The organism is Thermus neutrinimicus (assembly GCF_022760955.1).
Lineage (GTDB): Bacteria > Deinococcota > Deinococci > Deinococcales > Thermaceae > Thermus > Thermus neutrinimicus.
The window spans coordinates 22241-40383 of record NZ_JAKTNU010000005.1 but is presented as its reverse complement, the minus strand read 5'-3'; the positions used below and the strand labels follow the sequence as shown (position 1 = coordinate 40383).

Sequence of the window (18143 nt, the reverse complement as noted above, 5' to 3'; positions counted from 1 at the left end):
CTCCTATCCCATGCTACCGCTTGGGTACCCGGTCCACGAACTCGTTGGTGTAGGTGCGTTTGAGGTCGATCTTGGCCCGGGCCACGTTGGGGTCAAAGGCGGAAAGTACCGTGAGGGGCCTTAAAGGAGCCGTGTCGCTAAAGCGCCCCGTGGGAGAGAAGGCCTCCAGGGAGTTCCTGAGGACCTTGAGGTAGAGGGCCCGGTCACCCAGGAAGTACTCCTCCGGTAATACGGCGGCGATTTCCTCTGGGGTCTTGCCCTGCATCCACCTGAGGCCCCGCACCATGGCGTTCACCAGGCGCTGGGCGGTGTCGGGGTTCTTCTCCAGCCAGGCCCGGGTGGTGTAGAGGACGGCGGCGGGGTACTCCCCGCCCAAAACCTCCCGGGTTCCCTTGGTGGAGCGGGTGTCCGCCAGGATCTTGATGAGGCCCCTTTCCTCCAGAAGGGTGATGGCGGGTTCCACGTTGGAGATGGCGTCCACTTGGCGGTTTTGCACCGCGGCCACCGCCTGGGCCCCCACGGAAACGCCGATCACGGACACGTCCGTGGGCTTAAGCCCGTTTTTCACCAGGAGGTAGTTGAGGAAGAAGTGGGTGGAGCTTCCGGGGGCCGTGACCCCCACCTTCCGACCCTTGAGGTCGGCAATGCTTCGCACCTGGTCCGCTAGGTCCGAGCGCACCCCCAGCACGATGGCCGGATAGCGCCCCACCTGCACGAAGGCCACGATGTCCCTGCCCTGGGCCTGCATCTGGATGGTGTGGTCGTAAAAGCCCATGACCACTTCCACGCTTCCCCCCACCAGGGCCTGGAGGGCCCTCGAGCCCGCCTGCAGGTCCTGGATCACCACGTCCAGGCCTTCTTCCTTGAAGTATCCCAGGCGCTCCACCACGGTGAGGGGTAGGTAGACCACCGCTGTTTTTCCCCCCACTCCCAAGACCACCCGCTTCTGGGCTAGGCCCACCGCCAAGAGCAACACCAAAAGCGCCACAACCAGCCTCCTCATATTCCCTCCTTTCCTCCTTTTGAACGCTATTCCCCCTCCATTCTAGGACGCCAGCGGACTAGACGCCCTTCCACCTGGCCCACCACGGCATCCAGCAGCAACACGAAGGCCATGAGCACCACCATGCCGGCGAAGACCCCGGTGGTGTCAAAGACCCCCTCCGCCTGGGCGATGAGGTAACCCAGGCCGGCGGCGCTTCCCAGGTACTCCCCCACCACGGCCCCGATCACCGCGAAGCCGATGGAGGTCCTTAAGCTGGAGAAGATCCAGCTGGCCGCGGAGGGAAGATAGACGTGGCGGAGGAGGTGGCCAGGGCGGGCCCCCAGGAGCCTGGCGTTTTGCAGGACCACAGGGCTCACCTCCTTAACCCCCTGATAGGTGTTGAAGAAGGCCACGAAAAAGACCAGGGTGACCCCCAGGGCCACCTTGGAGAGCACCCCCAGGCCGAACCAAAGGGTGAAGATGGGGGCTAAGACTACCCGAGGGATGGCGTTTAAGGCCTTGATGTAAGGGTCTAAGACCGCCGCCACACTGGGGGCCAAGGCCAGCCAAAGCCCCAAGACCACCCCGAGTAGGGTTCCGAGGAAAAAGGCCAGGAGCATCTCCAGGGTGGTGATGTAAAGGTGGGGGTAGATCTCCCCGGTGCTGAACCAGCGCCAGACCCTTCCCGCGATCTCGGAGGGCTTGGAGAAGAAGAAGGGGTCCAGACGGCCGGTCCTGGAGGCCCACTCCCACCAGGCGAGGAAGAAGAGGAGCAACCCTGCCTGCCAAAGCCGTAGCCTAAGCCCCCGCATGGGCCCGCATCACCTCCCCCCTTAGGAGCTCCCAGATCTCCCGGTGCAGGCGCAAGAACTCCGGGGTAAGCCGGATCTCCGCCACATCCCGGGGCCGGGGAAGGGGTATGGGGAACTCCCCGATGACCCGGGAGCGGGGCCCCGCCGACATGACCACCACCCGGTCGGAAAGGGCGATGGCTTCCTCCAGGTCGTGGGTGACGAAGAGCACGGTCTTGCGATCCTCCTGCCAGAGCCTGAGGAGCTCGTTCTCCATGAGCTGCCGCGTCTGCACGTCCAGGGCGGAAAAGGGCTCGTCCATGAGGAGGAGCCTGGGGTTGGCGATGAGCACCTGGGCCAACCCCACCCGCTTGCGCATCCCCCCGGAAAGCTGGTGGGGATAGTGGCGGGGAAACCGTCCCAAACCCACCTTCTCCAGCCAGGCCTGGGCCCTTTCCCGGGCTTCCCTCCAGGACTGGCCCCGGAAGACCAGGGGCAAGGCCACGTTGTCCAGGGCGGTCTTCCAGGGCAGGATGGCGTCCTGTTGGAAAAGGTAGCCCGCCACAGGGTTCAACCCCCTAAGGGGCCTCCCCTCCAGGAGGACCTCCCCTTGGGTGGGGGCCAGAAGCCCCGCCGCCGCGTTTAGGAGGGTGCTCTTCCCGCACCCCGTGGGGCCCACCAGGCTCACGAACTCGCCTGGGGCCAGGCGGAGGCTCACCCCTTCCACAGCCACATAGGAGCCAAAGGCCACGGAAACCTGCTTAAACTCCAGGAAGCTCATGCGTAGTACTCGGGGTTGGGCTTTATGCCTAAAGCGTTGAGGAGGCGATTGGTGAAGTTGAACATGGCAGCCACCTCTGCCGCCTCGAGGATGGCCTCGTCGCTCAGACCCGCTTCCCTCAAGGGGACAAGGTCCTCCTCGGTCATGGCGTAATGCTGGTGGGTGACCTTGAGGGCAAACTGCACCAGGGCCCGCATCCTTTTAGGCATCTCCGCCCTGCGAGGGTTGGCGGCCAAAACCTCTGGGAGCGCCCCATCCCCGGTGCGGTCCTCGAGGTAGCGCTTGTGGCTGGCCACGCAGTACTCGCACCGGTTCTCCCCGCTGATGGCCACGGCCATGGCCTCCCGTTCCTCCCGGCTGAGGAGGCCCTCCCCCCGCATGAGGGCGTCATAGTACCGGAACCAGAGGAGAAACCTGGGGCTCAGGGCAAAGGCCCTAGCCACGTTGGGCACAAAGCCCGTTTTCTCCCGGAACCGGGCGAAAAGCTCCCGGACCTCTGGGGCGAGCTCCCCTTCCTCCGGAACCCGTAGCCAGGAGATCACCATACCGCCACCGCCCGCACGGGCCCCCCAGAGGCCCCCCGGTGCTTGGGGGCTCCCACGAAGATAAGAGCCCCAGCAGGGGGCACCTGGGCCAGGTTGGCCAGGTTTTCCAAGCCGTACTTTCCTGCTCCTAGCAGGGTTACGTGGGCCTTAAAGTCCTTGGAGGGGCCGAAGTCCAGGGAAAGGGTATCCACGCCTACCCCCGCGATCTCCCGCTCCCGCACCAGAAACTCCGCCGCCTCCGGGGAGAGGCCGGGGAAGTGAAGGGTGCCCGAGGCGTCCTGGTTCAAAAAGGCCCTGGGGTCGCGCCAGCGGGCCTCCCAGCCGGAGTGCATAGCCACCAATGCTCCCTTGGGCAGGCGGCCATGCTGGCGCTCGTAGGCCAGGATGTCGTCCACGCTCACCTGGGCATCCGGGTTACGGGCGGCCTTCTCATGGATGTGGATCACGGCCAGGGGGGCGATGAGGGTTTCCACGGGTAGCTTTTCCGCGGTGAGCCCCCCTTCCGCGAAGTGGGCGGGGGCGTCCATATGGGTTCCCGAGTGCTCCCAGAAATCTATGCGGTTGCCGTAGTACCCGTTTTGCCGCACCGTGACCAGGGTGGTGATGCGCATGGGTTCGGCTCCTGGGAAGAGGGGGATCTCCGGGGAGAGCTCGTGGGTGAGGTCCACCGCCCGGCTGAAGGCCTTGCCCGGCACCTGCGCCTGGGCCACGGCCCGGCTTGCAAGAAACCCCAGGCCCGCGCCCAGGAGGGCCCTACGGGAGATCTGCTTGGCCACTTCCTCCATCACCAGAGGGGCACACATGGTTTCCTCCTTTGTCAGGGGCAAGTTACCACGTGCCTGCAAAGGTATGCAAGCCCCTAACGCCGGGGATCCAGGCGGTCCCGGAGGCCATCCCCCAGGAGGTTAAAGCCCAAGACGGCCAGGGAAAGGGCCAGCCCGGGAACCAGGGCCGGATAGGGGGAAAGGGTAAGGAAGCTTTGGGCTTCCCGGAGCATCCGGCCAAGGCTCGGGCTTGGGGGTTGGACGCCAAGGCCCAGGTGGGAGAGTATGCTGGCCTAAACGAAAGGAGGTGGCGGTGAACTACCGGCAACTTTTTGACCTAGAGGGGCAGGTGGCCATGGTGGTGGGGGCGGCCTCCGGAATCGGGCGGGCCTCCGCGGAGGCCCTGGCGGCCTTTGGGGCCAAGGTAATGCTGGCGGACCGGGATGAAGGGGGCCTGGAGGAGACCCTCGAGGCCATCCGCGAGCAGGGAGGGGTGGCGGAGGCCCACCTCCTCGACCTGGCGGCCAGGGGAGAGGCCGAGGCCCTGGTGGGGAGGGTGCACCGGACCTATGGCCGGCTGGACACCTTGGTTTCCACCCCGGCCATCAATGTGCGCAAGCCCCTTCTGGACTACAGCGACGAGGAGATCGACCGGGTGGTGGACCTGAACCTGAAGGGGACCTTGCGGCTTTTAAGGGCTGGGGGGCGGGTGATGCGGGAGCAAAGGGGGGGAAGCCTCATCGCCTTTGCCTCCATAAGGGCCTTGGTGGTGGAACCGGGACAAGGGGTTTATGCGGCCACCAAGGCGGGGATCCTTCAGATTATGCGCACCTTGGCTGCCGAGCTCGGGCCCTTTGGGGTGCGGGCCAACGCCATCGCCCCCGGGCCCATAGAAACTCCCCTCACCGCTCCCATCAAAGCCCACCCGGATTGGTACCGGGCCTATGCGGAGAAAACCGCTCTCTTACGCTGGGGAAGGCCCGAGGAGGTGGCCATGGCGGTGGTGTTCCTGGCCTCACCCGCCTCCAGTTACGTGACCGGCACCCTTTTCCTGGTGGATGGGGGTTGGACGGCGGTGGACGGGCGCTTCACCCCGCCCCTTTAAGGTTTTCGCCAAGTTTGGGCCCTAGCCCTTCAGGGCCACCAGGACCATCCGGCGCTTGATGAGGGTCAGGCCCCCTGGCCCTTCCCGGACCACCAGGGAGCGGGTCCCGGGGAAGGCCTGGGCCAGAACTTCCTCCGCCCGCTTAGCCTCCCACCCCTCCGGGTCAAGGGGATAGAGCCAATCTAGCCAGGCGACCTCCTCCTCAAACGCCTCGAGGTGAAGAAGGTTCAAGCCCACGTCCCCGATGAGCCCCAGCCACTCCTCCACGGTATACGCCCGTACGTGGGAGTTGTCCCGGGTTGCCTCGAGGGCATTGAAGAGATGGGCGGCCTCTGGGTTTTCCGGGGCCACCATATCGGCGATTCCCAAGCGGCCTCCTGGCCTTAGCACCCTGGCCATCTCGGTCAGGGCCCTAGGGAGGTGGGGAAAGTGATGGGCGGCCCTCCGGGTGGTCACCAGGTGGAACTCCTCCTCAGGAAAGGGCAGGGACTCGGCGTCCCCCACCAGGAAGCGGACATTGCCCAGGCCCCGTTCGTGGGCGGCCTGAGCGAAGGGCATGGCCATCGCTGGGGTCAGGTCGAGCCCGATGACTTCCCGCACAAGGGGGGCTAGGGCCAGGGCGGTGTGGCCGGAAGAGGCTCCCTGGGCGGCCACGGCCCCGGCGGTGGGGATCCTGCTCACGGTTCTGGGCTTCAACCTCCTGGGGGATGGGCCAAGGGACGTGTGGGATCCTTAGGGGACGCTAGGCTACCCGTTCCCCTTCCAGGTACACCTCCACCACCCTCAGGGCCTCGTCCAGCACCACCAGGTCCGCCCGCTTGCCGGGGGCGATCTCCCCCCGGTCGGATAGGCCCAGGTACCGGGCCGGGTACAGGGATAGCCGCCTGCTGGCCTCCTCCAGGGGCAACCCCCAGGCCACCAGGTTCCTGAGGGCCCGGTCCAGGGTGAGGGTGCTCCCCGCCAGGGACTCCCCCAGCCACACCCCCTCCCCCCGCTTCTCCACCCGGTGGGCCCCCAAGGGGTAGACCCCATCCGGCATCCCCGCCGCCGCCACGGCATCGCTCACCCCGTAGAGCCCGGGGATGGCCCGCAGGGCCAGCCGGAGGGCGGCAGGGTGCACGTGGAGGCCATCGGGGATGATCTCCGCCCACGCCCCCCGCTCCAGGGCCAGGCCCACCACCCCCGGGGAGCGGTGGTGCAGGCCGGTCATGGCGTTGTAGAGGTGGGTGAAGCCCACCGCCCCCGCCTCCAGGGCGGACAGGGCCTCCCCGTAGCCCGCCTCCGTGTGCCCCAGCTGGACCCGGACGCCCCTTTCCGCCAGGAAGCGGATGAGCCCCAAGGCCCCGGGGAGCTCGGGGGCCAGGGTTACCACCCGTACAGGGGCCAGGGAGAGGAGGAGCTCGGCCGCCTCCCTATCAGGGGGGAGAGGGAAGGGGGGCTGGGCCCCCAGGCGGCCTGGGCTGAGGAAAGGACCTTCTAAATGGGCTCCCAGAAGGGCTTTCCCTAGGGGACCTTCCATGGCCTCTCGGATGCCCCTAAGAGCCTTTTCCAGCGACCCTAAGGGGGCGGTCACGGTGGTGGCCAAAAGGCCGGTGGTGCCGTGGCGGAGGTGGAAGCGCACCGTGGCCTCCACGCCCTCCTGGCCCTCCATCACCTCCCTGCCTCCTCCCCCGTGCACGTGGAGGTCCAGGAAGCCCGGGAGGATGTAGGGGCCCTCCACGGGGGCCTCCTCTAGGGCCTCGATGCGCTGGGAAAAGTGGAGCCGGCCCCGCAGGAAGCCGTGAGGGGTAAGGATGTGACCTTGCAGCATGCCTTTCTCCTAGTCTGGGTACACCACCTGGCCGGCCCTTAGGTTGCGCCCACCCGTGGCCCGGCCCAGCACGTTCACCTCCCCTATGGCGTACAGGTAGCCCAAGAGGGCGAAGGCCAGGGCCTTCCGTACCTTCGGGTTCCCCATGAGCTCCACGGGAAGCTCTTGGGAGAGAAGCCCCACCAGAACCCGGTTCCTCGCCCCACTCCCCGCCAATAGGACCCGGTCCACCCTGCCCACGAACCGGCGGTAGGCTAGGAAGATGCTTCTGGCGGTTAGCTCCAAAAGGGAGCGGAGGAGCGTCCCGGCTTCCTGGGGGAGGGGAGAGAGGTTCCCAAGCCACCAGACCTCCCGTCCCGTGGTCTTGGGTGGGGGGGCCTGGAAGTAGGGATGAGAAAGCCAGGCCCTGAGGGCCTCCTCATCAGGCTTGGCCTCCTCCGCCAGGGCCGTGGCCTCTTCCCAGCTGAGCCCTAGGGTGCCCGCAGCCTCGTCGAAAAGGCAGACCCCAGGCCCGGTGTCCAAGGCCAACAGGGAGCTGGGATCCTTTCCCTGGAAATAGGTCAGGTTGGAGATTCCCCCAAGGTTGTGCACGGCCTTGCGCTTTCCCGCCTCCCCGTAAAGGAGGAGGTCCGGATAGGCCACCAGGGGAGCCCCTTGGCCTCCTGCGGCCAGGTCCATGCCCCGGAAGCCGTGGACCACCGGCACCTTAAGGCCCAGGGCCAGGTGGCTGGGCTCCCCCAGCTGGAAGGTGGCCCGGGGTGGCTCATGCCAGACGGTCTGGCCCGAAAGGGCCACCAAGTGAGCGCTTCCCTTGAAAGGGAGCGCGGCCTCCAGATAGAACCGCCCCAGGTCGTGGTGGAGGAGGGCGAGCTCCCGGGTGTCCCCGTGGCGCATGGCCCGAAGCACCCGGGTCCTAAGCTCCTCCGGGTAGGCCACCTCCCGGTGGGCCAGGACCCGGTGAACCACATCCGGAGGGGAGCCCGTGAACTCCGCCAGAACCAGGTCCACCCCGTCGGCGCTGGTTCCCGACATGAGGCCCAGTACCCTCATGAGAGCTCCACCAAGAGCTCGTACCGGTCGGCCCGGTACCAGCTTTTCACCCGTTCTATGGGCCTTCCGTCCTCCAGGTAGCTGATCCTTTCCAGGTGAAGGAGGGGGCTTCCTGCCTCCACCCCCAGGAGCCTGGCCTCTTCTCGGGCGGCCACGGCCCGGAGGCGTTGCAGGGCGCGCACGGGCCTAAGGCCCTTGGCCTCGAGGGCCCGGTAGAGGGAACCCGGGGGGGCCTCCTCCAGGGCCCAGGCGGGCAAGGTGGCCCGTTCCAGGGCCATGGGCTCCCCGTCCGCAAGCCTGAGGCGCACCAGGCGGAGCACCTCCTCCCCCGGGGATAGCCCCAGGGCCATGGCCTCCTCCGGGGTGGCCGGGCCCTTTTCCACTCCCAGGGTTCTTGTGCCGGGCCTCATCCCCAGGGCCTCCATCTCCTCGCTAAACCCCTTGAGCCGGGTGCGGAAGGTGGCCCTTTTGGCCACAAAGGTGCCGCTTCCTTGCCGGCGCACCACCAGGCCTTCCTCCTCCAGAAGGTCCAAGGCCTTGCGCACGCTGTCCCGGGATACCCCGAAGGCCTCGGACAAGGCCCGTTCTGGGGGGAGGGTGTCCTGGAAGTTGCCCTGCAGGATGCCTTCCCTGAGCCGCCGGGCCAGTTCCAGGTAAAGGGGGCCGTGGGCCATGGCGCCATTCTACCACTTGCCTACCAATGGCAGACCGTTATACACTTGGGGCCATGCGGGCCAGGGCCCTCTTGGAGGAGGCGGTGGTCCGGGGCGTGGTGCCTGGGCTGGCCTTTGGGGTGGTGTATGCCGATGGGCGCAGGGAGGCCTTCCACCTGGGCCTGGCTCAGCAGGTGCCTGAGCCCGTGCCCCTCGAGGAGGGCTTCTACTTTGACCTGGCGAGCCTTACCAAACCGCTTTTTACCTTGCGGGAGGTGTTGCGGGCGGTGGAGGAGGGCCTTTTGGATCTGGATGACCCCCTCTCCCAGCACCTCCCCGAGATCCTCTGGCTTAAGGACCATCCCCTTAAGGGGGTAAGCGTGCGGGCCCTTTTGGCCCACACCGCAGGCCTCCCCGCCTGGGAGGCTTTGTACACCTGGGGAGAGGGGGAGGCCCTAAAGGCCCGGGTGCTGCAACACCCCTGGCCCTTGGGGGAACCCACTTACTCCGACATCGGTTACATCCTCCTGGGGATCCTGCTGGAGCGGGTGCGGGGCAGGCCGCTAGCCCACTTTCCCCTACCGCCTGGCCTCACCTTTGCCCCTCCCAAGGAGCGGAGCGCGGCCACGGAGCTTTGCCCCTGGAGGAAGCGGGTGCTAAGGGGGGAGGTGCACGACGAAAACGCCTTTGCCCTTGGGGGGGCGGCCGGGCACGCGGGGCTTTTTGGCACCCTCGAGGGTGTGCTGGACCAGCTTTCGGCCATCCTCCAGGGCACCTGGCTTTCCCGGGCGGCCTTGGAGGAAATGGCAAGGCCCCATGGGGAAAGGCTTTTGGGCTGGGAGAGGAAAAGGCTTGGCTGGCAAGGGGGGAGCCTGGCCTCGGAAGGGGCCTTCGGCCACACGGGCTTCACCGGGGTGGGGCTATGGGTGGACCCCGTGCGGGGGTACGCCTGGGCCCTTTTGACCAACGCCGTGCATCCCACCCGGCACCGCCCCTCCCTGGCCCCCTTGCGGCGGGCGGTGGGAAATGCCCTGGCCGCGGAGGTGACATGACGGAGGATGTGGCCCAGCGCTACTTCATCCAGGGCCTTACCCTGGGAAGCCTTAAGGGGTAGGATGCTGGATCCCGCCTTTCAGACGGCCTTGCGGGAAGCCTTGGATCGGTATCCCACCCCCTTTTACGCCTACGACTGGGGGCGGATCCAGGCCCGGTGGGCGCGCCTGAGGGAAGCCTTCCCCTTTGCCCGCCTTTTCTACGCTTTGAAGGCCAATCCCCGCCTTGGGCTTCTTCGGCGCCTCAGGGCCCTCGGCCTCGGGGCCGAGGCGGTTTCCCTGGGGGAGGTGCTCAGGGCCTACCGGGTGGGCTTTAGTCCGGACCAGGTGGTGTGGAACGGTCCGGTGAAAACCCCTGAGGCCCTTTCCGCCCTGAGGGGACGGGCACCCCTTGTGGTGCTGGACTCCGAAGGGGATGTGGGGCGGGTGGCCCGGCACCTTCCCGAGGCCAGGGTGTTGCTGCGGGTGAACCCGGACCTCCCGGTGAGCACGCACGGGCACCTGGCCACCGGGAGGGGGGAAAGCCAGTTCGGGGTGTTGCCGGAGGCGGTGCCGGGGCTAGTGAGGTCCATCCGGGAACGGGGGTTAACCTTTTTGGGCCTTCACCTCCACCTGGGCTCGGCCCTGGGCCGGGTGGAGGATTTCCTGGAGGGCTATCGGGTCCTCGAGGCCCTCCATCCCCAGGTGGGGCCGGTGGAGGTCTTGGACCTGGGAGGGGGCTTCGCCTTGGACCTTCCCCTGGAGCTCCTAGGAGGACCCATGGGGAACCTGGCCCGGCTTTATGGGGCCCAGGTGTGGTTGGAGCCGGGAAGGTACCTGGTGGCCGAGGCGGGGGTCCTGGTGTCCAGGGTGGTGGGCCTCAAGGAGACCCGAAGGCGGTATGTCCTCCTGGACGCCGGGATGACCAGCCTCATCCGGCCTGCCCTTTATGGGGCCCGCCACCCCGTCCTGCCCCTTTACCCGCGAGGGGGCCGGGAGGAAGGGATTTTTGACCTGGCGGGTCCCGCTTGCGAGGCAGGCGACATCCTGGCCCGGGAGGTGCGCCTACCCGTGCCCCGGGAGGGGGAGGCCATTGCCATCCTCGAGGCGGGCGCCTATGGAAGCAGCATGAGCCTCCATTACCTGGATACCCCAAGGCCTTTGGAGCTCCTCTGGACGGGAGAGGGTTGGCAAGTGCTTCGGGCACAAGACCCTTGGGAGCGGCTTTGGGAGGGGGAGGCTTAGCCTGCTCACTCCAGCCGCCGGATCAACTTTCCCGTTTTGCCCTCCAGGGCTAAAAGCCACCATCCCTCCTGCGGAGGGCGGGGGAGGCTAAAGCCCTTGGGCACCGCCTGCCACGTTCCCCGGCGGTACCGAGCCACCAAGGAGGCCTGCCCGCCATACCCGGGCAGGACCCGCCAGAGAAGCCCGCCCTCCCCCCACCAGGCCCGCACCGGTCCCTGCCCCAGGCCCACGAGGCTTCCAGGACCCTGGTAGTAGGACCAAGTGGCCGGGCTTAGCACAGCGAGGCCTTCCGGGCCCACCTCCACCACCATGCCAGGGGCCAGGTAGGGGAGAAGGGGGGTGCGCACCTGTAGGGCCCGGCCACCCACCCAGAGGGTGTCCTCCTCAACCCCCTCCACCTGGCCGTAGTAACGGGGGGTGGACCGGTTATCCTCCTTGGCCTCATCCCTGCGCTTTTTCCCCTCCTCACTTTTCCTTTTCCCCCCTTCCTTCCCCTCTTCTCCCCATGCTGAGGGCAAGAGGGCCACAGCCAGGAGGGGGAGAAGCTTAACGAGAAAGGTCCGCCGCCTCACCGCGCCACCTCGGAAGCCTCAAGCGTACCCGCAAGCCCGGACGGGCATTTTCCAGTTCCAGCGTTCCGCCCAGGCGCTTCACCCCTTGCTCCACCAGGGCCAAGCCCAAGCCCAGCCCTTCCCGCTCTTTACGTTCCCGGAAAAAGGGCTGGGTCAAGTGGGGCAGGGCTTCTTCCGTCACCCCGGGCCCATGGTCCCTCACCTCTATGACCACCTCTTCCTTTCCACCGCCAACCCCGATCTCCACCGGGGGTGCCCCGTGGCGCTGGGCGTTTTCCAAGAGGTTATCCAGCATTCTTTCCAGCAGAAGGGGATGGGCAAGGATCCAGGCGGGCTCGGTGGGTCCTGGGTCCAGTTGGCCTAGCCCTGGACCACTTTCCGCAGCGGGAAGGTACCGAAACCGCACCCCCTCCTGACCCTTCAGGTAGTCCCTCAGGAACCCCGTAAGCTCTAGGGGAAGCAGGTCCACTTCCAGGTCCCCCTCCGCTCGGCTTAGGGCCAGGAGTCCCTCGAGGGTCCTTTCCATGCGGGCCAGGGCACCTTCCAGGTGGGGGAGGACCCGTTCTAAGGGGAGAAGACCTCCCTTGAGCGCCTCCACTTGGCTCCGGAGCACCGCCAGGGGGCTTCGGAGCTCGTGGGAAGCGTAGCGGGTGAGGAGCCTTTCCCGTTCCAGCGCTCCCCGGACCGCCTCCACCAGGCGGTTGAAGCTATGGATAACCCGGGCGAGTTCCCGTTCCCGGACCGGGGCCAGGGGTTTGGGAAAGCGAAGGGAGGAGAGGCTTTCCACCGCCTGGGCCAGCTCCTGCAGGGGCCTAGAAAGAACCCCGGCGAAGTAGGACCCGAGAAAGGCGGCCAGGAGCAGGAGGGGCAAGAGGAGGCTCAGGCTTGCCCTGAGATAGGTGCCAAGGGCCCGCCGGTACTCCTCAACCCGGAGGTGGACCTCTAACACGTACTCTTTCCAGGGGACCTTGGCCGTGCGCCAGGCATCTCCCTCCTTGGGGGCGAAACCTCCCTCCAGGATGGGCACTCCATCCCGGGAAAGGCGGAAGCCGAAGACATAATGGGTCCCCAGGAAGACATCCCCCTGGCTGAGCCTGGGGCCCGCATCGGTGATTTCCAAGGCTTTCAGGACCCGTCCCGTCACCTCCGCCAGGTCCAGGGCGATGTCCCGCTCCACCAGGTTGCGGAAGACCACGTACCCCAGAAGGAGGGAAAGGAGGCCGATGGCGGCGGCCAGAAGGAAGAAGGCATAGGCTAAGCGGGCCCTAAGGCTCATGGCTTCCCCAGGCGGTAGCCCCCGGGTACCCTTTCCACCACCCAAGGGGCGAGGCTTTGGCGGAGCTTTTGCACGTACACCCGGAGCACCGCATCCGTTTCGGCTCCCGGGAAGAGCCGCTCGAGGAGCTCCTCACGGCTAAAGGTCCTGTCGGGGTTTTGCGCCAGGAGTTCCAGGAGGGCAAAGGCCTTGGGGGAAAGGGCCACCTCCCTCCCGCCCAGGGTCACCCGCCTGGCCACCAGATCCACCTCGAGGGGGCCCCTTCTCAGGATACGTCCCTTGAAATCGGCGTGCCTGCGGGCGAGGGCCTTGACCCGGGCCAGGAGCTCCTCCAGGTGGAAGGGCTTCACCAGGTAGTCGTCCCCACCCAGCTCCAGGCCATGGATGCGGTCCTGGAGGGCATCCCTCGCGGTGAGGAACAGGATGCCCCCGCGGAAGCCCCCTTGGCGCAGGGTCTCGGCGAAGCGGAACCCTGCATCCTCTCCCTCGGGGAGCATGATGTCTAGGACAAGCACGTCGGGCTCTCCCTCTGCCAGAAGCTCCCAGGCCTCTTGGAGGCTCTTCGCCCCTTGTACCTGGTACCGCTCCCGCTTAAGCAGGGCCAGGATAGGCTCCAAAATCCCAGGCTCGTCCTCCACCACCAAAACCCTCATGGTGTGCGCACGTAAAGGGCCAAGGCCCCAAGGATACCCAGGCCACTCAGGGCTAAGGGGGCCAGGGGTGGGGGAGGGGTTTCCTTTTCCCCCTCTTCCCCTAGGCCCGGGTAGGCGAAGTACTCCCTGCCTTCCTTGTCCACCAGTTGCACCCTGGCCGGCGCCAGGGCCTCCAGGGCTTCCTCTGCATGCTGAACAAGGCCCACAAGCCCGGTACCCCCCACGAGGAGGAGTAGGCCTACGGCCCAAAACCGCCCTCCCCTCACCCAAAGGCCTAGGAGGACTACCCCTGCTCCCACTGCCGCCGCCAGGGGCGCCAGGGCCTGGATGCCCTCGGTGTGCCCTGTGAGGAGGAGCTCCGCCAGGAGGGTTAGGAAACCCAAGGCGGCGAAGAGGGCGACAAGTTCGGGAAACCGCTTCAGCAATACCTCACGCATGGGTACCTCCTTCAGTGTTTCCTATCCCAGGCCTCTCCGTCCAGCCCGTGGCAGTAGGCGCAGAAGTTGGCGGGCAGGACCAGGTTAAAGGCCTTCTCGTCCTCAGGGTTTTGAATCAGGGCCAGCTGGGCCTTCTGGAAGGCTTGCACCTGGGCCACCTCCTTGGCGGAGATGCTCAGGGCCCCCCGGTGGCAGGTGGCGCATTCCCTGGCTCCACCGTGTTCCGCCTTGTCCCCATGGCCCTGAGTAAAGTCTTGCCCGTGGTCCTTGGGGGCATGGCACTGGCCGCAGGAGGCGTCGCCCTTGCGGCCAAAAGCGGTGAAGATGGGGTCCTTAAGGGAGCTTTGACTTCCAGCAACCCTTCCGGGGTGGGTTTTGCCGTCGTGACAGGTGGCGCAAAAGCGGCCTAAGGAGTTGGCCCCGTGGGCCTCGAGGGCCGGGCTTGGGGCCAGGCTCTTCCAGGCCTTATTCTCGTCTAAGGCCGTGTGGCAGGTATCGCAGGTGCTACCCTTGGCCCCTAGGGCGGCAAAGTGGCGCTCGTGGCTAAAGACCACCCGGCTGGCCTCTTTGGGTTGAAAAACCTTGACCAGATCCTGAGGCGCTTGCCACTGCTTTTTGGGCTTGAGCTGACCGTATTTCACCTCCACGTACTGGCCGGGGATCAGGGAAACTCCCGGAGGAAGGGGGGCGCCGTTCGAGAGGAAGGCTTGGGCTTTTTCCGCATCCCAACGCACGTAGAGGTAGCGCTCCCCTTCCCCGGCCAGGGCTAGGCCCAAGAGGAGTACGGGCCAAAGCCTCCTCACTTGGCCACCCCCTGTCCCTTCACCCGCACCACCACCCGGTCCTGCACCCGCATGCCCATGAAGCTAGGGGCCTTGAGCCCGTAGTCGCTGAGGAGGAGTTCCCACTCCCCTTCGAAGCGCAGGATCCGCCCACCCTCCAGGGTATGGCGCACGGGCACGGTCACCCTTCGTTCCACCCCGTGGAGGCTGAGAACCCCATGAACCAGGTTCTGGTTGGCATCCCAGCCTTGGATGAGCAGGCAGGCCTGGGGGTACCGGTCCACTTGGAACATCTCCCGAGTATGGCGGTCCCGCAGGGGCTCCTTGGAATCCCATGCGGAAAGGTCCACGCAGACCCTGCCTTGGAGAAGGCCCTTGCCGGGCTCAAAGGACACCACCCCCTCCAGGCTCGGGTTGACCCCGCGGAAGGTTCCCAAGGGGGCCCGGGCCTCATAGGTGGCCTCCCCCTGTACCTGGAAGTTGGCCGCCATGGCCCATCCCAGCAACCAAAGCATGGCTATTCCTCGCACCATGGCCTCACCTCCCACCTCGAGGCTAGAATCTAGGCGTAAATGGAACGTAAGAAGGTGGGGCCTCGAGGGCCCCACCCCAAGGTATGCCCGGCTAGCGGCGCTCGAGCTCTACCTTTACCGCATAGTACCGCCCTTCTTCCGTGCGGCTGGGGTCGAATTTGACCTCCACGTAATCCCCCACCTGGATGTCGGTGAAGGCGATGGGCCGATCGGGGTCATCCCGCTTGAGAATGGTGTTCGGGTCCACATAGAATCCCAGGCTCCCCAAGGCAAAGGTGCCTTGGCCGTGATCGATGGCGCTTACCGTTCCCTCGGCCTCCGCCTTGGCCGGGTAGCTCCTGGGGTACTTCACCTTCACCAGCTGGGGGTGGAAGAGGGTGGGGTCGTTGGCATCCACCTGGCCCTTGGCCTCCACGTAAACCCTATCCGCCAGGGTGCCAGTCACCCTGGCAGCGCTATAGTCCACGGTATAGCCCAGAAGCCCGAAGGTTTTGGCGGCCTCGTCAAGTCCAAGGATGGGGCCTTCCAGCTCTACCCGCCTCGAGGCCCCATACCCGTTGTTCCCCGAGGTCTTGAACGCCACCTTGGTGGCCAAGACCGTGGTCCCGGAAAGGGTTCCCTTCACCTCCACCCACACCCCCTCCGTGGGGGATCCCACCACCTTTGCCTGGGCGTAGTCCACCGTGTAGCCGTTCAAGGTGAAGCGTTTGGCCGCCTGGTCCAGGTTAGTGGCCCGGCCTTCCAGCTCCACCTGGGAGTCCTGGCCCGGGTGGCGCTCGATGTAGGTGGCGAGGACGCCACTTTCCGTGGCGGTACCCTGGACCTCCACCCAATCGCCCACCGCCAAATCGGAAGGGAGGAGGTTGCGGTAAGAACCCCCTACCTTTTCATAAATCCGGGTGTTGGCATCGGTGATTACCTGCTGCCCAAGGACCGTTAGGGTTCCGGCGTTCCCGTCCAGAGCGGCGATGGGGCCCTTGAGTTCCACCCGCACCTCGAGGCTCTGGAGGCGGAGGACGTTTCCCTGGTCGGTTCCCTGCGCCACCACCACCATCCCCGGCAGCACCGGGCCGCCATAGGCTTCCCCCTCCTTGATCAGGGGTACTCCTTGTAGGTCCAAAGGCTTGCCCAGAAGGGTGGGAATAGTTTCCGTGCCCCCCACCACTCCTGCCACCTGAACCGCCTGGGGAGCGGACCCCGAGGGGCTCATCTGGCAGGAGGCCAGGAGGGCTAGACCCAAGGCCAGCCAGACCAACCGGAGGGAAGGTGTTTCCTTTGCCATGGTTCACCTCCAACCTTGATGCTAATCCCTCCCCGTAAACGGAGCGTAAGCGGCCTAGGCTTTTGGTAGTCCGAGGGTAAACATGGCTCCGCCTTCGGGATGGTTACCCGCCTGGATTTGCCCTCCCATGGCTTCCACTAAGGCCTTGGCAATAGCTAGACCGAGCCCGCTTCCTCCCCGAGACCGAGCGGGATCACCCCGGTAAAAGCGACGGAAGACGGCCTCCTCTTCTCCGGGCTTCAGCCCAGGCCCAGTATCCCGGACGGTCAGGCGTACCCATCCCTCTTCCTGGGAAAGTTCCAGGGTGACCGTACCGCCTTCAGGGGTATAGCGGAGGGCGTTGTCCATTAGGTTGTTGAGGATGCGTAGGAAGGCCTCCCTATCCGCCCGGATAAGAGGGGCCTCCCCTTTTAAGGCCAGGCGCACTCCTTTAGCCCCTGCCCGAGAGGCATGGGCCTGGAGTACCTCCAGGGCCAAGGCCCCGGGATGCAAGGGCTCTAAGGAGAGGTGCAGTCCCCCGGCTTCGGCCAGGCTCAGGAGGCGGATGTCCTCCACCAAACGGGAGAGAAGGTGGACCTCTCCCTGCAGTCGCCTTAAGTGTTCGGGCGTGCAAGGAAGGAGGCCGTCCTCTAGGGCCTCGAGGTCCGCCTGCAACACCGTGAGGGGGGTACGGAGGTCGTGGGCGATGTCCGAGAGAAGCAACTTTTCCTGGGCTTCCTTCTGAGCCAGCTCCTCCAGGAGCTGGTTAAACCCTTGGGCCAGCTGAGCCAGCTCGTCCCGTCCCTTCACCCGGGCCCGGCGGGTCCGGTTCCCCTGACGGTAGGCCTCAGCGGTTCGTGAAAGTTCCCGCACTGGTTGGACTAGGCCCAGGGCCAAAAGGGTTCCCGTTCCCAAGCCTAGGAGCAAAGCGGCTCCTGCTGAGAGGGCGATGGAGGACCTAAGTTCGGCTAACATCCTTCCCTGTCGTAGCCCTGGGCGAGGCGCCAAGGGATTACCTGGACCGGCTCCTAGTGCGAAAGCTCTTTCCAGGTGGCCCGAGGCAACTTTGTAGGCTAGAAAGCCCGATAGCCCAGCCACCAGGAGGGCGACTAGGGCCATGGATAGGGCAAGGCGCGTCGTGAGGCTCATAGCGTTTCCCTTAAGCGGTACCCGTAGCCCCGGATGGTTTCCACCATGGCGGCACAGGGGCCTAGGCGGGCTCGTAGGTTCTTCACATGGGCGTCCACGGTGCGTTCGTCGGCGTCGGTGCCCAGCCCCAAAAGTAGCTCCTCTCGGGTCAGGGCCTTTCCCGTCCGGCTGGCCAACAGGTAGAGGAGGCGCACTTGAATGGGGGTCAGGACGAGGTCCTTACCTTGGCAGCGCACACGAAAGGCCTCCAGGTCGATTTGCAAAGGGCCCACCTGCACGTGGCTGGGTAAGCGTACCAGGCCCTGGGCCCGGCGGAGGACCGCTTTGACCCGGGCCACCACCTCGCGGGGGCTGAAGGGCTTGACCACGTAGTCGTCTGCTCCCAGCTCGAGTCCCAAGAGCCGGTCCACCTCCTCTGCCTTGGCGGTAAGGACGATGATGGGGGTGCGGTCCTCTTGCCGGATGTGCTTGAGGACCTCGAGGCCATCCACTTTGGGTAGCATGAGGTCCAGGAGGATCAGGTCGGGCCGCGCACGCCGCCAGAGCTCCAGCGCCTTCTCTCCATCCCCTGCTCGTTCGGTTCGAAAGCCGTTTGCCCTCAAGTAGCGTTCCAGGGTGTCGGCAATCTGGGGCTCGTCTTCTACCACCAAAACCAGTTCGCCGGGCATGCCCATAGCTTATTCGAGGGGGCTCCCCCACCGTGGGGGAGCCCCTTGGGCT

The 18143-nt window shown here is 66.0% G+C and carries 21 protein-coding genes and 1 pseudogene; 3 read left to right on the top strand and 19 right to left on the bottom strand.

The window, feature by feature from the left end; genetic code table 11:
* Nucleotides 1-13: 13 nt before the first annotated feature.
* From L0C59_RS04855 to L0C59_RS04830, 6 genes and pseudogenes are all read right to left on the bottom strand, one after another.
* On the bottom strand, nt 14-1003 hold the full coding sequence (locus L0C59_RS04855) for an ABC transporter substrate-binding protein (RefSeq protein WP_243090081.1): 990 nt from the start codon (nt 1001-1003) through the stop codon (nt 14-16).
* A gap of 26 nt (nt 1004-1029) precedes the next feature.
* On the bottom strand, nt 1030-1797 hold the full coding sequence (locus L0C59_RS04850) for an ABC transporter permease (RefSeq protein ID WP_243090080.1): 768 nt from the start codon (nt 1795-1797) through the stop codon (nt 1030-1032).
* Complete coding sequence (locus L0C59_RS04845) at nt 1784-2557, bottom strand: ABC transporter ATP-binding protein (protein ID WP_243090079.1); 774 nt, start codon at nt 2555-2557, stop codon at nt 1784-1786. The genes L0C59_RS04850 and L0C59_RS04845 overlap by 14 nt, the downstream gene beginning before the upstream one ends.
* Nucleotides 2554-3102 carry a peroxidase-related enzyme gene (locus L0C59_RS04840; RefSeq protein ID WP_243090078.1) on the bottom strand — a complete coding sequence of 183 codons (549 nt, stop codon included), beginning with the start codon at nt 3100-3102 and terminating at the stop codon, nt 2554-2556. Before L0C59_RS04840 ends, L0C59_RS04845 begins: the two co-directional genes overlap by 4 nt.
* Nucleotides 3096-3905: a cyclase family protein gene (locus tag L0C59_RS04835; RefSeq protein ID WP_243090077.1), complete on the bottom strand. Its 810-nt coding sequence runs from the start codon at nt 3903-3905 to the stop codon at nt 3096-3098. Before L0C59_RS04835 ends, L0C59_RS04840 begins: the two co-directional genes overlap by 7 nt.
* 56 nt (nt 3906-3961) lie before the next feature.
* Nucleotides 3962-4150: pseudogene (locus L0C59_RS04830) on the bottom strand (ABC transporter permease); the annotation flags it as partial.
* Nucleotides 4151-4179: 29 nt separating this feature from the next.
* On the opposite strand from L0C59_RS04830, the gene L0C59_RS04825 reads away from it, so the two are divergent.
* Nucleotides 4180-4971 carry an SDR family NAD(P)-dependent oxidoreductase gene (locus L0C59_RS04825; RefSeq protein WP_243090076.1) on the top strand — a complete coding sequence of 264 codons (792 nt, stop codon included), beginning with the start codon at nt 4180-4182 and terminating at the stop codon, nt 4969-4971.
* A gap of 21 nt (nt 4972-4992) precedes the next feature.
* Here the strand turns inward: L0C59_RS04825 and L0C59_RS04820 are convergent, their stop codons facing one another.
* The 4 genes from L0C59_RS04820 to L0C59_RS04800 are packed head-to-tail and all read right to left on the bottom strand — an operon-like array spanning nt 4993 to nt 8505.
* Nucleotides 4993-5667: a class I SAM-dependent methyltransferase gene (locus L0C59_RS04820; RefSeq protein WP_479729393.1), complete on the bottom strand. Its 675-nt coding sequence runs from the start codon at nt 5665-5667 to the stop codon at nt 4993-4995.
* A 46-nt stretch (nt 5668-5713) separates the two neighbouring features.
* A complete protein-coding gene (gene nagA, locus L0C59_RS04810; protein WP_243090074.1) occupies nt 5714-6781 on the bottom strand; it encodes an N-acetylglucosamine-6-phosphate deacetylase in 1068 nt (355 codons plus the stop codon).
* Nucleotides 6782-6790: 9 nt separating this feature from the next.
* Nucleotides 6791-7831: an anhydro-N-acetylmuramic acid kinase gene (locus tag L0C59_RS04805; RefSeq protein WP_243090073.1), complete on the bottom strand. Its 1041-nt coding sequence runs from the start codon at nt 7829-7831 to the stop codon at nt 6791-6793.
* Nucleotides 7828-8505 (bottom strand): GntR family transcriptional regulator, encoded by a 678-nt coding sequence (locus L0C59_RS04800; RefSeq protein WP_243090072.1) that lies wholly within the window; start codon nt 8503-8505, stop codon nt 7828-7830. The genes L0C59_RS04805 and L0C59_RS04800 overlap by 4 nt, the downstream gene beginning before the upstream one ends.
* A gap of 53 nt (nt 8506-8558) precedes the next feature.
* Between L0C59_RS04800 and L0C59_RS04795 the strand changes: the two genes are divergently transcribed.
* Nucleotides 8559-9536 carry a serine hydrolase domain-containing protein gene (locus L0C59_RS04795; protein WP_243090071.1) on the top strand — a complete coding sequence of 326 codons (978 nt, stop codon included), beginning with the start codon at nt 8559-8561 and terminating at the stop codon, nt 9534-9536.
* Nucleotides 9537-9599: 63 nt separating this feature from the next.
* Nucleotides 9600-10760 (top strand): diaminopimelate decarboxylase, encoded by a 1161-nt coding sequence (lysA, locus tag L0C59_RS04790; RefSeq protein ID WP_243090070.1) that lies wholly within the window; start codon nt 9600-9602, stop codon nt 10758-10760.
* A 5-nt stretch (nt 10761-10765) separates the two neighbouring features.
* Here lysA and L0C59_RS04785 read toward each other — a convergent pair whose 3' ends face one another.
* From L0C59_RS04785 to L0C59_RS04745, 9 genes are all read right to left on the bottom strand, one after another.
* The gene (locus L0C59_RS04785) at nt 10766-11332 is read right to left on the bottom strand and encodes a hypothetical protein (protein ID WP_243090069.1); all 567 of its coding nucleotides are present in this window, start codon (nt 11330-11332) and stop codon (nt 10766-10768) included.
* Nucleotides 11307-12608: a HAMP domain-containing sensor histidine kinase gene (locus L0C59_RS04780; protein WP_243090068.1), complete on the bottom strand. Its 1302-nt coding sequence runs from the start codon at nt 12606-12608 to the stop codon at nt 11307-11309. Before L0C59_RS04780 ends, L0C59_RS04785 begins: the two co-directional genes overlap by 26 nt.
* Nucleotides 12605-13261 carry a response regulator transcription factor gene (locus tag L0C59_RS04775; RefSeq protein ID WP_243090067.1) on the bottom strand — a complete coding sequence of 219 codons (657 nt, stop codon included), beginning with the start codon at nt 13259-13261 and terminating at the stop codon, nt 12605-12607. Before L0C59_RS04775 ends, L0C59_RS04780 begins: the two co-directional genes overlap by 4 nt.
* The gene (locus L0C59_RS04770) at nt 13258-13698 is read right to left on the bottom strand and encodes a hypothetical protein (RefSeq protein ID WP_243090066.1); all 441 of its coding nucleotides are present in this window, start codon (nt 13696-13698) and stop codon (nt 13258-13260) included. Before L0C59_RS04770 ends, L0C59_RS04775 begins: the two co-directional genes overlap by 4 nt.
* An 11-nt stretch (nt 13699-13709) precedes the next feature.
* A complete protein-coding gene (locus tag L0C59_RS04765) occupies nt 13710-14501 on the bottom strand; it encodes a cytochrome c3 family protein (protein WP_243090065.1) in 792 nt (263 codons plus the stop codon).
* On the bottom strand, nt 14498-15013 hold the full coding sequence (locus L0C59_RS04760; protein ID WP_243090064.1) for a YceI family protein: 516 nt from the start codon (nt 15011-15013) through the stop codon (nt 14498-14500). The genes L0C59_RS04765 and L0C59_RS04760 overlap by 4 nt, the downstream gene beginning before the upstream one ends.
* Before the next feature lie 91 nt (nt 15014-15104).
* Nucleotides 15105-16295 (bottom strand): DUF5666 domain-containing protein, encoded by a 1191-nt coding sequence (locus L0C59_RS04755; RefSeq protein ID WP_243090063.1) that lies wholly within the window; start codon nt 16293-16295, stop codon nt 15105-15107.
* 54 nt (nt 16296-16349) lie between these two features.
* Nucleotides 16350-17249 (bottom strand): sensor histidine kinase, encoded by a 900-nt coding sequence (locus L0C59_RS04750; protein ID WP_243090062.1) that lies wholly within the window; start codon nt 17247-17249, stop codon nt 16350-16352.
* Between the two features lie 170 nt (nt 17250-17419).
* The gene (locus tag L0C59_RS04745; RefSeq protein ID WP_243090061.1) at nt 17420-18091 is read right to left on the bottom strand and encodes a response regulator transcription factor; all 672 of its coding nucleotides are present in this window, start codon (nt 18089-18091) and stop codon (nt 17420-17422) included.
* Nucleotides 18092-18143: the final 52 nt, after the last annotated feature.

What these genes read in the sequence shown, in the direction of transcription:
- L0C59_RS04855 (WP_243090081.1), bottom strand. Translation starts at nt 1,003, where the DNA reads ATGAGGAGGCTGGTTGTGGCGCTTTTGGTGTTGCTCTTGGCGGTGGGC.
- L0C59_RS04850 (WP_243090080.1), bottom strand. Translation starts at nt 1,797, where the DNA reads ATGCGGGGGCTTAGGCTACGGCTTTGGCAGGCAGGGTTGCTCCTCTTC.
- L0C59_RS04845 (WP_243090079.1), bottom strand. Translation starts at nt 2,557, where the DNA reads ATGAGCTTCCTGGAGTTTAAGCAGGTTTCCGTGGCCTTTGGCTCCTAT.
- L0C59_RS04840 (WP_243090078.1), bottom strand. Translation starts at nt 3,102, where the DNA reads ATGGTGATCTCCTGGCTACGGGTTCCGGAGGAAGGGGAGCTCGCCCCA.
- L0C59_RS04835 (WP_243090077.1), bottom strand. Translation starts at nt 3,905, where the DNA reads ATGTGTGCCCCTCTGGTGATGGAGGAAGTGGCCAAGCAGATCTCCCGT.
- nagA (WP_243090074.1), bottom strand. Translation starts at nt 6,781, where the DNA reads ATGCTGCAAGGTCACATCCTTACCCCTCACGGCTTCCTGCGGGGCCGG.
- L0C59_RS04805 (WP_243090073.1), bottom strand. Translation starts at nt 7,831, where the DNA reads ATGAGGGTACTGGGCCTCATGTCGGGAACCAGCGCCGACGGGGTGGAC.
- L0C59_RS04800 (WP_243090072.1), bottom strand. Translation starts at nt 8,505, where the DNA reads ATGGCCCACGGCCCCCTTTACCTGGAACTGGCCCGGCGGCTCAGGGAA.
- L0C59_RS04795 (WP_243090071.1), top strand. Translation starts at nt 8,559, where the DNA reads ATGCGGGCCAGGGCCCTCTTGGAGGAGGCGGTGGTCCGGGGCGTGGTG.
- lysA (WP_243090070.1), top strand. Translation starts at nt 9,600, where the DNA reads ATGCTGGATCCCGCCTTTCAGACGGCCTTGCGGGAAGCCTTGGATCGG.
- L0C59_RS04780 (WP_243090068.1), bottom strand. Translation starts at nt 12,608, where the DNA reads ATGAGCCTTAGGGCCCGCTTAGCCTATGCCTTCTTCCTTCTGGCCGCC.
- L0C59_RS04775 (WP_243090067.1), bottom strand. Translation starts at nt 13,261, where the DNA reads ATGAGGGTTTTGGTGGTGGAGGACGAGCCTGGGATTTTGGAGCCTATC.
- L0C59_RS04770 (WP_243090066.1), bottom strand. Translation starts at nt 13,698, where the DNA reads ATGCGTGAGGTATTGCTGAAGCGGTTTCCCGAACTTGTCGCCCTCTTC.
- L0C59_RS04760 (WP_243090064.1), bottom strand. Translation starts at nt 15,013, where the DNA reads ATGGTGCGAGGAATAGCCATGCTTTGGTTGCTGGGATGGGCCATGGCG.
- L0C59_RS04755 (WP_243090063.1), bottom strand. Translation starts at nt 16,295, where the DNA reads ATGGCAAAGGAAACACCTTCCCTCCGGTTGGTCTGGCTGGCCTTGGGT.
- L0C59_RS04750 (WP_243090062.1), bottom strand. Translation starts at nt 17,249, where the DNA reads ATGTTAGCCGAACTTAGGTCCTCCATCGCCCTCTCAGCAGGAGCCGCT.
- L0C59_RS04745 (WP_243090061.1), bottom strand. Translation starts at nt 18,091, where the DNA reads ATGCCCGGCGAACTGGTTTTGGTGGTAGAAGACGAGCCCCAGATTGCC.